General features: G+C 42.9%; 11 protein-coding genes. 4 read left to right on the forward strand and 7 right to left on the reverse strand.

All coding sequences use genetic code 11. The features are described from left to right. Window positions 1-74 precede the first annotated feature (74 nt). From CF596_RS05785 to CF596_RS05800, 4 genes are all read right to left on the reverse strand, one after another. Window positions 75-1,229, reverse strand: a complete 1,155-nt coding sequence (locus tag CF596_RS05785; RefSeq protein ID WP_096901502.1) for a methionine aminotransferase — start codon at window positions 1,227-1,229, stop codon at window positions 75-77. Between the two features lie 158 nt (window positions 1,230-1,387). Continuing rightward, a complete protein-coding gene (locus tag CF596_RS05790) occupies window positions 1,388-2,716 on the reverse strand; it encodes a DUF445 domain-containing protein (protein WP_096901503.1) in 1,329 nt (442 codons plus the stop codon). A gap of 18 nt (window positions 2,717-2,734) precedes the next feature. Then, the gene (locus CF596_RS05795) at window positions 2,735-3,310 is read right to left on the reverse strand and encodes a hypothetical protein (RefSeq protein ID WP_096901504.1); all 576 of its coding nucleotides are present in this window, start codon (window positions 3,308-3,310) and stop codon (window positions 2,735-2,737) included. Window positions 3,311-3,355: 45 nt separating this feature from the next. Beyond that, on the reverse strand, window positions 3,356-3,895 hold the full coding sequence (locus CF596_RS05800) for a DUF924 family protein (RefSeq protein ID WP_096901505.1): 540 nt from the start codon (window positions 3,893-3,895) through the stop codon (window positions 3,356-3,358). 318 nt (window positions 3,896-4,213) lie between these two features. Between CF596_RS05800 and gshA the strand changes: the two genes are divergently transcribed. Next, window positions 4,214-5,791, forward strand: a complete 1,578-nt coding sequence (gshA, locus tag CF596_RS05805; RefSeq protein WP_096901506.1) for a glutamate--cysteine ligase — start codon at window positions 4,214-4,216, stop codon at window positions 5,789-5,791. An 18-nt stretch (window positions 5,792-5,809) separates the two neighbouring features. Next, a complete protein-coding gene (locus tag CF596_RS05810; protein ID WP_096901507.1) occupies window positions 5,810-6,343 on the forward strand; it encodes a disulfide bond formation protein B in 534 nt (177 codons plus the stop codon). A 138-nt stretch (window positions 6,344-6,481) separates the two neighbouring features. Here CF596_RS05810 and CF596_RS05815 read toward each other — a convergent pair whose 3' ends face one another. Further along, window positions 6,482-7,813, reverse strand: a complete 1,332-nt coding sequence (locus CF596_RS05815; protein WP_096901508.1) for an alpha/beta fold hydrolase — start codon at window positions 7,811-7,813, stop codon at window positions 6,482-6,484. A gap of 308 nt (window positions 7,814-8,121) precedes the next feature. Between CF596_RS05815 and CF596_RS05820 the strand changes: the two genes are divergently transcribed. Both CF596_RS05820 and parE read left to right on the forward strand, forming a co-directional pair. Further along, window positions 8,122-8,706, forward strand: a complete 585-nt coding sequence (locus tag CF596_RS05820) for a YqiA/YcfP family alpha/beta fold hydrolase (protein WP_096901510.1) — start codon at window positions 8,122-8,124, stop codon at window positions 8,704-8,706. Window positions 8,707-8,720: 14 nt separating this feature from the next. Continuing rightward, window positions 8,721-10,601, forward strand: a complete 1,881-nt coding sequence (parE, locus tag CF596_RS05825) for a DNA topoisomerase IV subunit B (RefSeq protein WP_096901509.1) — start codon at window positions 8,721-8,723, stop codon at window positions 10,599-10,601. A gap of 76 nt (window positions 10,602-10,677) precedes the next feature. Here parE and CF596_RS05830 read toward each other — a convergent pair whose 3' ends face one another. Both CF596_RS05830 and CF596_RS05835 read right to left on the reverse strand, forming a co-directional pair. After that, window positions 10,678-11,379, reverse strand: a complete 702-nt coding sequence (locus CF596_RS05830) for a phospholipase D family protein (protein ID WP_004974184.1) — start codon at window positions 11,377-11,379, stop codon at window positions 10,678-10,680. A gap of 149 nt (window positions 11,380-11,528) precedes the next feature. Further along, window positions 11,529-12,260: RNA-guided endonuclease TnpB family protein (locus CF596_RS05835; RefSeq protein ID WP_096901511.1), on the reverse strand; the 732-nt coding region annotated here is incomplete at its 5' end.

The raw sequence follows: 12,260 nt of genomic DNA on the forward strand, positions 1-12,260 counted from the left end.
ACATTAGCATGATTGAGTCATAAAAAGCCTTAGCTTTTCAGTAACTCAGTGACATTTCAGTAGAGTTTCACTATTTAAATTGCCGATAAAATTTCACCTGCACGCAACAGGGTTTCAGTTTTTTTAGCAAAGCAGAAGCGGATTAAACGTAAATCATCGGGTGGGGTTTGATAAAATGCAGACACAGGAATACCGACAATGCCGTGCTCCTCGGCTAGAAAATGGCACATATCGACAGCATTTAAGCCGGGACGGATATTGCTGTAATCTAAATTTTGAAAATAAGTGCCTTGTGCAGGGCTGAATTGAAAGCGTGAATTGGCAATGCCTTGATTAAACAAATCACGTTTGTCCTGATAAAACTTTGCCAGTTCTGCAATATGTTCAGGGTGCTGCTGCATATAATTTGCCAAAGCCACTTGCACAGCGCTAACTCCGCAGAAATTAATAAATTGATAGGCTTGGCGAAAGAGCTGCATTAAGGCAGGTGCAGCCGCACAGTAGCCTGTTTTCCAGCCTGTGACATGAAAAGTTTTACCAAAGGAACCCACGACAAAACTGCGTTCCCTAAGCTCAGGAAAAGACAGTGCAGAGCGGTGTTGATGCGCATCAAAGACCAAATGTTCATAGACTTCATCGGACAGCACCACAATATTATGTTCCTGAATAACATCAATTAAATGCTGCCAATCTTGCGCTGACCATACTGTGCCTGTGGGGTTATGTGGTGTGTTGATGATGATCATGCGGGTTTTGGCATGAATCGCATCTTTGACCATATTCCAGTCCACCTGAAAATGTGGAGCCTGCAGCGGAATATGAACGGCTTTTGCACCCAACAATTTTACACAGGGTGCATAACTGTCATAACTTGGATCAAAAATAATGACTTCATCGCCTGCCTGCAGCACGGTTTGCATGATGCTAAAAATAGCCAGTGTTGCCCCTGGGGTGATGGTAATTTCACTGATCGGGTCAAGCATTAGCTGATCACGCTGTAAAAATTGCTGTGCCAGTTGTTCGCGTAGTGGCAAGTAACCATCGCCCGAAGGATATTGATTGAAGCCTGCGTGTGTGGCTTGGCTTAAAGCATCCAGTAATGCTGCAGGTGGGGGAAAGTCGGGAAAACCCTGCGATAAATTTAAGGCATTCAGTTGTTGTGCCAAGTTAGACATGGTACTAAAAATACTCAGACCTTGAGCAGGCAGTTTCGCGTGAATATCGAGCATAGTGGGGTTCTGGTTGTGGCAGCAGCTTGTTTTACATCGTAGCGTTTTCAGGGGGGAATGCAAATGGGGTAAAGGGTGATGATGTGGCTTGAATAGATCGTTCGAGGCGTTATTTTTGATTGAACACCTCAAGATCGACTTATCAAAAAAATTTCATCTCAAATCAACTCCACCAATGCCCGAATAATCCCCAATCCCAGACCAATAAATGCACCTACCACTACACCATTGACCCGAATCATGTGTAAATCACCACCGACTTCGTTTTCAATTTTGCCAATCATTTCGCGCGAGTCCCATTCATGAATGCGCTCACTAATAAAGCGAATTACTTTTTCACTATATTGATCTGACAAGTTCACCGCAATCGTACTCATTTTTTCATTCAGTAATTGACGTACTGCGGTATTGGCAATGATATTTTCACCGACTTGCTGAATGGCAATACGCAGGTTTTGCGCAATTCCCGAATCAGATTTTTGTAAATCTTCCTTAATCGCATTGCAGAGAATCACCACTGCACCACTAATAAAATTCAAGACTTGCGGACTGTCTAATAGGGCATTTTTAGTGTCATTTAGACGTAGACTGGCACTGCTGTTGTTATCTGCCAGTTGTAACATCAGTTGTTGCCCAGCATCTTCAATTTTTTGTCGCCAAGGATGTTCAGGGTCTGCCAACATAGATTCGACCCGTTGCAGTAAAGAATCTATGGTGCGTTGCTGCACATCAATTCCAATCCAGCTCGCACCTTTGGCCAGTTTCCACACGCCAAGCTCTTTAAACAATTGACGGGTCAATTCACGGCTTTTTTCAGGATGTTTCAGCATCCAGTCATGGGCAAGGTCTAAACCGCGTTGCAGCACATCCTGATGAAAGTCATTTTCCAAAACCGCACGCAGCATTTCACTGGCCAAGTGGTTGACCTGAGTATTGCGAACCCATTGCACACTGTTGCTTTGAATAAAGCGCCCAATTTGTTCTTGCCCGACAAATTCAAAAATTTTCGGTACAGTTTGCTGAATGACTTGGGTCACTTGCGCATTATTTTGCGGATTCGCCAACCATTTACCCACGGCTAAGGATAAGTCAGTGCTATGCAGGCTTTTTTGTACCACTTGGGGCGATAAAAAGTTTTCCTGCACAAAGCGCCCCATCGACTCGGCAATACGGTCTTTGTTGCGTGGAATAATTTCGGTGTGATCACGTAAGAATTTAGGAATTGGCATTTTGCCAAAAGGATTGCGAAACAGCACCGTAATCGCATACCAGTCTGCCAGACCACCGACCACGCCTGCTTCGGCAGACAGCATTAGTATGTGAATCAACCACGTATATTCAGGCAGTAATTTTGCGGTTAGCATTAATGCCAGCCATGCCACCACGGCAATCACTAAAGCAATGGTGGCAAAGCGTTTACTGCGTTGCAGACTCGGAGAGGTATGCTGCGAGCTGCTCGCTAAAGTGTGGTCAGACGCTGTATTCATGCAGGCATCCTTATCTCATTAGGGCGCGGCAGGGGCAGAGGTTGGTGGGGTTAATGGTTGTCCTGTTGGACTTAAACCATATTTTGCCCCCAGTGATTGTAAAATTAGGCTCGCATCAAAGGCATCTTCAGGTGCAGATTTTTGATCTTTAAAACACTGAATGGTGTAAGACACTTGAGTCGGATCGAGGGTGACCACTTGCGGCATATCATAGAATGGGTCAGGCCAGAATGGTGCGCGACGATGATAATATCCATACGGCGAATAGCTATACGGATAGTAACTTGGTGCAGGGTAAACCACGGCTTGTCTAGGTGGTTTCTGGCTACGGTTACTCGGATCATCTAAAACTTTAAAAAAGCGAAAACCGTGTTGCAGCGTGGTTTGTGCTGCTTTCACCAAAGTAATTTCTTCTGCAGTGCCAAAACTCATGTTATGACCCGCTAAAAAACTAATCCGATAGGTTTGCGCATTCAGTGGTGTGGTGCTGTATTGCCCCAACTGCTCAAAGCTGAGCGGTTTAGAGGATGTCGTGGCACAGCCTGTAAACAGCAAACTGCTGGCAAGGGCAAGACCGAGTAGGGAATATTTCATGTGAAAGCTCCTGTACACATCAACCAGCCAAGACAAGCTCGCCAGTTAGAAACTGCTATTGGGTTGGGTTAAAAACTCAAGTTCTTCTGCACTCGAAGGACGTCCCAACACCTGATTCCGATGTGGATAACGTCCAAAACGGTCAATAATCACTTTATGTTTCAGTTCATAGCCCAACACGGTGGGGTCATTCAAACTTTCAAACAACGTTAATGCGACTTCGTGAATACGTTTGGATTCACTGTGCATAAACGGCATATATAGAAAACGACGTTCGGTTGGGTTTAAGTCCTGATCCAATTTTAAGTGAATCATTTCTTGTGCCAACACCAAGGCCATTCCATCTTGGGCAAAGGCACGCGGGTCATTACGGTATAAATTACGTGATAATTGATCTAAAACAATGATTTCAGCCAAACGACCTGCGGGTGTTTCGCGCCATGTCCATAGTTCTCCTTGTGCCGCTTGTTGCAGTACATCGGTAAATTTTTCTGCAAGCACGGCATCAAACTCTGCGCTTTTGACAAACCAGTTCGGTTCCGCAGCAGGAGAAAACCAAAAATCTAAAAAATCCTGATAATTCATACGCTTTATTATTTACCTCTGTTCTTTTGATTATAAAATCACAAATTTAGCATGTCTTATAGTGCAACTTTGTGATAAAAAATTGCCAAATTAAAATTTATTGACGTTGACCACTTTATTAAATGTCAGCATGCCCCAAAATCATCATTTTGTTAGAAAAAACAGCCCAAGCGCATGTGCTGATGCCAAATCAAGTTATACTTGAACGGTAGCAATTTCATCTCAGATCATCTGCATGATAGAGAAAATTGCCACCGACCCAAAATCAGCCTGTGGTTTATGTCGTATTTGTAGTGTATTGGATTAAGCGAGAGTGTAATGAGTCAACCCGAACCAAATGCGCAAGATGTTCTACCAACATGGGTAGACGCTGCGTTGCTTCAAGGGATGTTGCGCGGGATTGAACGCGAAAGTCTGCGTATGCAAAGCGATGGCTTCTTGTCGCAGCAAGCACATCCTCAAGCCTTGGGTTCGGCACTCACACATCCGCATATTACTACGGACTATTCCGAAGCGTTGATGGAGTTCATTACTCCACCGCAAAGCAGCATTCAACACGCGCTTGATTATTTGCGAGATATTCATAGCGTGGTGCATCAACACTTAGGCGAAGGTGAAAAACTTTGGCCGCTGTCGATGCCGTGTATGCTCGATGAAACCGATGACGGTATTCCACTGGCGCAATATGGCAGCTCCAATATTGGGCGCTTTAAAACCTTGTATCGCCGTGGTTTAGGTGTGCGCTATGGTCGCCGTATGCAGACCATTTCAGGGGTGCATTATAATTTATCCTTCCCTGAACATTTATTTGCCGCCTTGCAACAACATGAAAGTGATGAGCAGCTCAAAGCACTGAGTTTGCAAGATTATCGTAGTCATCGTTATTTAGGTTTAATTCGTAACTTTATTCGTTTAACGCCATTGGTGATGTTTTTAGTCGGTGCGAGTCCATCGGTTTGTCAGTGTTTTATGACAGGGCGTGAACATCATTTGTTGCCGTTGTTAAGAGGCACGTTGTATTTACCGTATGCGACTGCGTTGCGTATGGGTAACTTTGGCTATCAAAACTCGGCGCAGAAAAAACTTGGTATTCATTACAATGACTTAACAGGTTATTTAGATGGTTTGCAAAAAGCCGTGAAAACCCCGTACTTGCCATTTAGCCGCTTAGGTTTAGATGATGCTACGGGTGAGCCAATTCAAATTAATGACCATGTGCTGCAAATCGAAAATGAGTACTACAGTTTGGTGCGCCCAAAACAAGTACCACAAGAAGGTGAAACCCCATCTCAAGCACTTGCCAATCGTGGTATTGGTTATGTCGAATTACGCGCGGTAGATGTTAATCCGTATAGCCCAATTGGGATAGATGAACATACCGCAGGCTTTTTGGAAGTCTTAGCATTGTATTGTTTGTTGCAAGACAGCCCAGCCTTGTTAGATGCGGAACAAAGCATCATCGAAAAAAATCAGGCCGAAGTGGTCAATCGTGGGCGTGCGCCAAATGCGCACATTCAAGAGAGCGATGTTAAAACCCCAATTGAAGCGTGGGGACAGCAGTATGTCACCGCCATGCAACCTTTGGCTGCTTTACTCGACCAAAGTTATGCGACGCAGCTGTATTCTCAAGCTTTAGAACGCATGATGGTGCGTTTGCATGAAGTTGATGAAACTCTGTCGGCACACATGATTGCCGATACTATTCGTCATGGTGGTACGTGGGGCTTTGGCAGTTATATGGCACAGCAACATGCACATGCGTATGAACAACATACGCTTCGTCCTGAAACACAAACATATTTTGATGAAATTGCAGTGCAATCTATTCAGCAACAACAACAACTTGAACAAGCACAAGGTCTGAGTTTTGCAGACTATGTCGCACAATATAGATAACAGTTCAGGGATTTAAACATGCAATTGAGTTATCGTCTGCTAAGTGGTGTTTTATTTTTAGCCAGTGTCATTGGGATGACATTTGCATTGTATTTGGAGCATGTGCAAGGTTTAGCGCCGTGTCCACTGTGCGTTTTTCAGCGGGTGGGCCTAATTGCATTGGGCTTGGTTTCACTGATTGCCTTTGTGCATAACCCTAAATCTAACGTGGTTAAGCGTATTTATGCGCTGTTCGGCAGTATTGGAATTTTATGGTCGGTGGGTGTGGCAGCACGTCATGTTTGGCTGCAAAACTTACCGCCTGATCAAGTGCCAAGCTGCGGCCCAGGACTGGATTATTTGGTAGATGCTTTACCCATGAAAGCTGTGTTGCAACAAGTGCTGTCGGGTTCAGGTGAATGTGCTGTGATTGATTGGACGTTCTTGGGGCAGTCTTTACCCGTGTGGTCATTGCTGTTCTTTAGCGTGTTGGCGCTCATCAGTTTATGGCAATTGCTGCGTAACTATCCCTTTATGGCATCGACTACATTTGGCAAAGTGAAGAAGAAATAAATTCGGGCAACCTACCCACTGAATTGACAAAAATGCGTCATCCATATTGCGATGGCGCATTTTTTATGTATTTAAGCTCTGTTAAAAATCCATCTAAAATGATTGTGTTGTAGCGTATTTTGAACTGCTTGGACTGTTTTAGGTAAGCGCAATGCCTTCTAAACTTGACCAATCGCCAATAAATTTATGAATTTGCTGCTCTGGTACTTCTTCATGCGCAGGATAAAACCATTTCACCAATTGCTCTGCCACACTTGGATGATATTGTAACTGAAAGTGGTTCAGACCATAGAACACAGCTTTGTGTGATTCAGGCAGTCTTAATTGAAACCGTGGGTTAGGGTGCTCCCCCAAAGCACTTTTTACACTGACCAAATAGTCGCCAATGACTTTGCGGGTCAGGTTCTGCTTTTTCTCGAACTCAATACTGCCTGCCACGAAATAAGCATTAATATGGGTTGGCAAAGGTGCAGGTTTGCGGTTGTCATCGACCTGTCCAATTCGTGCCTGATTATGTTCCCAGTCATCATCTCGCACACTGCCATAGCGCAAATCTAAAATGCCGTTGCTGCGAATGTTGACCAAATGCCCGACAATTTTCACAATAGGAAAGCGACCTAATTTTTCCTGTAAATGGAAACCAAAACGCTCCAAAACAGCCCCATGATGTGGTGAACCCAAGCAGACCAGATTTTCGACCAAGTGAATCCAGTGCTGCAAATTTTGCTTGCCGTAAAACAGCGCACTGCGCGACACCAAACCGCCCATGCTGTGCCCAATTAAATCAATACTGGTTATTTTAGGATGGCGCTGAATTAAATCATCTAAGGTATTGGCAAGGCTGCGGCCATTGGCAGAAATGCGACGTCCTGTATTGTAATTTAGATATAGCATGGTGTTATGGTCACGTTGTGCCAGTAATTTTTCACCAAAACCACCGAATTGATGTGTCGTCCAATCGAGGTGATTGCGGCATAAACCGTGCACAAAAATTACCACACGCCCAGACAAATCGCCTTGTTGGACTTCGCCATAATGGTCATAGAGCACCATCGGTAAGGCGAGCGGATTTTGCTGTTCGAGTAGATAATCTCCCAGTATACCATTCAGTACGCCGACTAAAAAATGCAGGCTTGGTGTAAGTGCCTTGTCATGTAAGTTGGGAAATTGCGCAATAATTTTACGTAAACCAGGCGCAACAAAATGATAGCCATACTGTTGTAAGCTGTGGAATGCAAACTTATACAACTTTTGAAAAGTCGCAGTTTTTTGAAACTTTTGAGAGCGTTGTTCGCTCATGCCGAATACGCTGAGCAAAACTTCACGCTGAATAGTTTGAATCACTTCGCTCATCACGGCATTCAGGCGCGTGCTGACCAACTGCGCCAAGCCTTCTAGTACATCGGCCTGACTTGGAGGTGTACGGTCCCATCTACAATAGGTTTCATGGAGCGGTGTTAAACTTGGCATACTGTGTTGCCCCTTGTGTTCCCATATACCGAACGCTTTATTTTTGCTTGGGGTCGCGGTATAAACTCAAGGGTCTGCTGGCATTTCATGAATTTACAGGATTGCAAATTTTTAGCTGAATTGTCACCAAACCCGATACTTTTATTTTATCGTGTTCATCTTGAACTACTTGTAAAATACCGATGACTGCTAAGATGTTTGCATCTTTTTGTCTAACAATTGCATTTTTCCATGAAAATTAAATTAAAAATGCAAAATAAGTGCTGTATCAGCCAAAAAATGAATGGTGTTACTGAGAAATGTCACGCATGAATTTAATTTATTTACATGGTTTTCAAAGCAGTCCCTTGTCCATGAAAGGGCAGCTATTGTATGCCTATGTGCAACAGTATTGTCCTGATATTCAGATGCATTTGCCCGATTTAAATGCCCCACCTTTAGAGGTTTTAGCAAACGTATCGGCATTGATTCAAAGTTTGACCAACGTGGCGTTGGTAGGTAGCAGTCTGGGTGGCTTTTATGCGACACAACTGGTCGCTCAGCATCATGTACCTGCTGTTGTGATCAATCCTGCTATGCGACCATGGGAGTTGTTTCAGGATTCGTTTGGCGATGTGCTGCCCTATGTGATACATCCGAACTGGAGCTTAACTACAGCGCAATTGGATGACTTAGCAGACATTGCGTTGCCAGTTGCGCAAGATGCAGACAAAATATTGGTGTTATTGCAACAAGGCGATGAAGTTTTGGATTATCGTGAAGCGCAGCGTTATTATAGTGCTGCCTCGCCTTCGGCCATGATCATGACTGAAGCGCACGGCAATCATGCCATGGATGATTTTGCAGACAAAATTCCGATGTTACTGCAATTTTTATCGGATTCCCTAGCTTAAGGAAACAGTACAACGTGTCTCAATATACAGCTCAATCTCTTGAAGTTTTATCTGGTTTAGACCCAGTACGTCGTCGTCCGGGCATGTATACCGACACCACACGTCCGAACCATTTGGCGCAAGAAGTCATTGATAACGCGGTGGATGAAGCGCTAGCAGGGCATGCCAATAAAATTACCGTGAAAGTTTATAAAGATGGCTCTTTGTCGGTAGAAGACAATGGTCGTGGGATGCCTGTCGATATTCACCCAGAATACGGGCAAAGCGGGATTGAAATTATTCTGACCAAGCTGCATGCAGGAGGTAAGTTCAGTACCGATAACTACCAATTTTCGGGTGGTTTGCATGGGGTCGGTATTTCTGTCGTGAATGCCTTATCCAGTCGGGTTGAAGTGACCGTACAGCGTCAAGGCAACCTGTATAAAATGGCTTTTGATCAGGGCGAAGCTGCTGCACCTTTAGAAGTCTTGGAAGGCAAAGCCCCAAAACGTGCTTCGGGTACGTTGGTACATTTCTGGCCTGAAGCTAAATATTTCGATTCACCTAAATTTGCGCTTAAAGCCTTAAAACACAATTTAAAAGCCAAAGCGGTACTGGCTGCTGGTTTAGAAATTCATTACATTGATGAAATTAACGATGAAGAAATTGTCTGGCAGTTTGAAAATGGTCTAGTCGACTATTTGATGGATGAGCTGGAAGATCGTGAGATTGTACCTGCTCCTGCTTTTGTGGCGACAGGTGAGGCAGAACGTGCCAGTGCCGAATTTGCAATTTGCTGGAATGTAGAAGGCGGCGAGCAAATTCAGGAAAGTTATGTCAACTTGATTCCGACTGCGCAAGGCGGTACGCATGTCAATGGTTTACGTTCTGGTGTGACGGATGCTTTACGTGAGTTCTGTGAATTACGCAATTTATTGCCGCGCAATTTAAAGCTATCTGCCGAAGATGTTTGGGATGGGGTTAACTACATTTTATCGTTAAAGTTCCAAGAACCGCAGTTTTCAGGGCAGACCAAGGAGCGTTTATCGAGCCGTGAAGCGGCAAGCATTATGCAGAATATCGCCAAAGATGCTTTTGCCTTGTGGTTGAACCAAAATTCTGACATTGCCATGCAATTGGCAGAAATGGCAATTTCCAAAGCAGGTCGTCGTTTAAAAGCAGCGAAAAAAGTAGAACGTAAAAAAATCGTTTCAGGCCCAGCTTTGCCGGGTAAATTAGCCGACTGCGTGGGACAAACCCGTGAAGAATCGGAACTGTTTATTGTAGAAGGTGACTCTGCAGGTGGTTCTGCCAAACAAGCACGTGATAAAAACTTTCAGGCGATCATGCCAATTCGCGGAAAAATTTTAAATACGTGGGAAGTATCTTCGGACGAGGTTTTGGGTTCGCAGGAGGTACACGATATTGCAATTGCGATTGGGGTTGACCCAGGTAGTGATGATTTATCTGAATTGCGTTACGGTAAGGTTTGTATTTTGGCCGATGCCGACTCAGATGGTTTACACATTGCCACTTTGCTGTGTGCTTTATTCGTGAAACATTTCCCAAGTTTGGTGGAAGATGGGCATTTATACGTCGCCATGCCGCCGTTATTCCGTATTGATGACGGTAAAGATGTGCATTATGCGCTGGATGAAGATGAGTTAGAAAACACGCTGAAAAAAGCCAAAACCAAAAATCCGCAAATTACCCGATTTAAAGGTTTGGGTGAAATGAATGCCAGTCAGTTACGTGAAACCACGATGGATCCAAATACACGCCGTTTGGTGCAACTCGATTTGGATGATAGTCATTTTACCGCAGGTTTATTGGATAAATTGCTGGCTAAAAAACGCTCTGCAGACCGTAAAGTGTGGTTAGAGCAAAAAGGTAATTTAGCCGATTTGGCGGTTTAAGCTGATTTAATTTAGAAAAAGCATCCATTATTTCAAAAAAGTAATGGATGCTTTTTATTGTAATTTTGATTGGTGTTTATAATTCAATATTTTCAGGCCATAAAAAATATCCACCATATTGACTGGTTTTAAATTCTGCACCTACGTCTTTGCCTTGTTGAGTGAGTATGTGCTTTCCAGCATCATTGATATTTAATAAGCCTTTTTCGGTAAAATGAGCCAACAATTCATTGGTTTTCATTTTATGTTTTGCTGCAAGTTTAGATGATGTTAATTTACCAACATTATTGTCATTGGTTTCTTCAACAGATTCATTTGTTGGTTCGGCTTTCACTTCATCTAAACTAATTCTAACTTCATCACTAATACGAATAATACGTTGCGCTTCTTCATAAGCATCTTTAAAGACATCTTGATCTTCATATTTGCGAATCAAAATGCCCATTTCGTTATTATTAATTTGGCTAAATTCATAAAGATTTAGACTAGAAATAATACATTCAGATTCATTGAGATAGCATTTAGCATGTAAGTTTTTACAAAAACTGAGCCGAACAAAATCAAGTTTTTGCATCCATTTTATTTCATCAGGATGTAAATCGCTTTTTCCATAAACGATTCGAATATCAATTTTGAGTCGATCTTTATCTTCAAGTAATTCTTTAATACGATCATTTAAACGTAAATATGGGCTAATTAAAATTAACCTTTCTTTGGCATTTTTTATCAGTTCTTCTAAGAAAAAATTGGTCGCGCTCGTATTTAAAAACTTAGCCATTTAACCGTTATTTAAAACCTACTCAAACCTACTCAATGTGGGTTTGATGTTTAATTCCTACTTCACCATCAAGAACCTAAAGCATTTGCTTTAGGGATTACCTCAATTCCATAGGCTGTCACGGTGTAACTCACCGCCTTAATCACCACTTATGCAGTGATTAAATCTTTATCCGCATATCGCAGGATATTAATTGATGCATTAACATCACGATTTTGGATGGTTTGGCAAACTAAGCACTTCCACTCTCGCGCAGAAAGTGTGAGAGATTGATTTAATTCACCACAGCACGAACACATTTTACTACTTGGGAAGAATCGACCAACCGAAAGTACCGATTTTCCATGCTGTTTGGCTTTATAAATCAACTGCCTTTTAAACTCATAAAAACCCATATCGGATATAGCTCTTGCGAGTTTACGATTCCTCAACATGCCTTTAACATTCAAATCTTCAATCGCAATCACATCAAAACGTGTTACCAAATCCGTTGTGACTTGATGAAGATTATTCTTGCGTAGACAGGCAATTTTATAGTGCAGGCGAGATAGCTTGGCTTTTGCTTTTTCTCGATTCTGACTACCTTTTTTCTTACGACTAAAAGACTTGTTGAGTCGTCTTAGTTTTGCAAGCTGTCTTTTAAGTGGTGCGTTAGAAGGAATAACCTCACCATTTGAAAGGGTGGCAAGATTAGAGACACCCAAATCAACACCGATACTTAAACCTGTTTTCGGTTTAAGCTTTTCGATCTGGGTGAGCTCGACAGCGATTGATACAAACCACTTACCACCTTGTTTAAATATTTTCGCCGAGAGAATTTTACCCTTATAGCGCAGATTCTCAGTCATTTTCACCCAACCCAAATTAGGGATTTTAATAGA

It is taken from the genome of Acinetobacter sp. YT-02, from assembly GCF_002412355.1.
In the GTDB taxonomy this organism is placed as follows: domain Bacteria; phylum Pseudomonadota; class Gammaproteobacteria; order Pseudomonadales; family Moraxellaceae; genus Acinetobacter; species Acinetobacter towneri.

Coding starts and splice junctions, on each gene's coding strand:
- CF596_RS05785 (WP_096901502.1), bottom strand. CDS start 1,229: ATGCTCGATATTCACGCGAAACTGCCTGCTCAAGGTCTGAGTATTTTT.
- CF596_RS05790 (WP_096901503.1), bottom strand. CDS start 2,716: ATGAATACAGCGTCTGACCACACTTTAGCGAGCAGCTCGCAGCATACC.
- CF596_RS05795 (WP_096901504.1), bottom strand. CDS start 3,310: ATGAAATATTCCCTACTCGGTCTTGCCCTTGCCAGCAGTTTGCTGTTT.
- CF596_RS05800 (WP_096901505.1), bottom strand. CDS start 3,895: ATGAATTATCAGGATTTTTTAGATTTTTGGTTTTCTCCTGCTGCGGAA.
- gshA (WP_096901506.1), top strand. CDS start 4,214: ATGAGTCAACCCGAACCAAATGCGCAAGATGTTCTACCAACATGGGTA.
- CF596_RS05810 (WP_096901507.1), top strand. CDS start 5,810: ATGCAATTGAGTTATCGTCTGCTAAGTGGTGTTTTATTTTTAGCCAGT.
- CF596_RS05815 (WP_096901508.1), bottom strand. CDS start 7,813: ATGCCAAGTTTAACACCGCTCCATGAAACCTATTGTAGATGGGACCGT.
- CF596_RS05820 (WP_096901510.1), top strand. CDS start 8,122: ATGAATTTAATTTATTTACATGGTTTTCAAAGCAGTCCCTTGTCCATG.
- CF596_RS05830 (WP_004974184.1), bottom strand. CDS start 11,379: ATGGCTAAGTTTTTAAATACGAGCGCGACCAATTTTTTCTTAGAAGAA.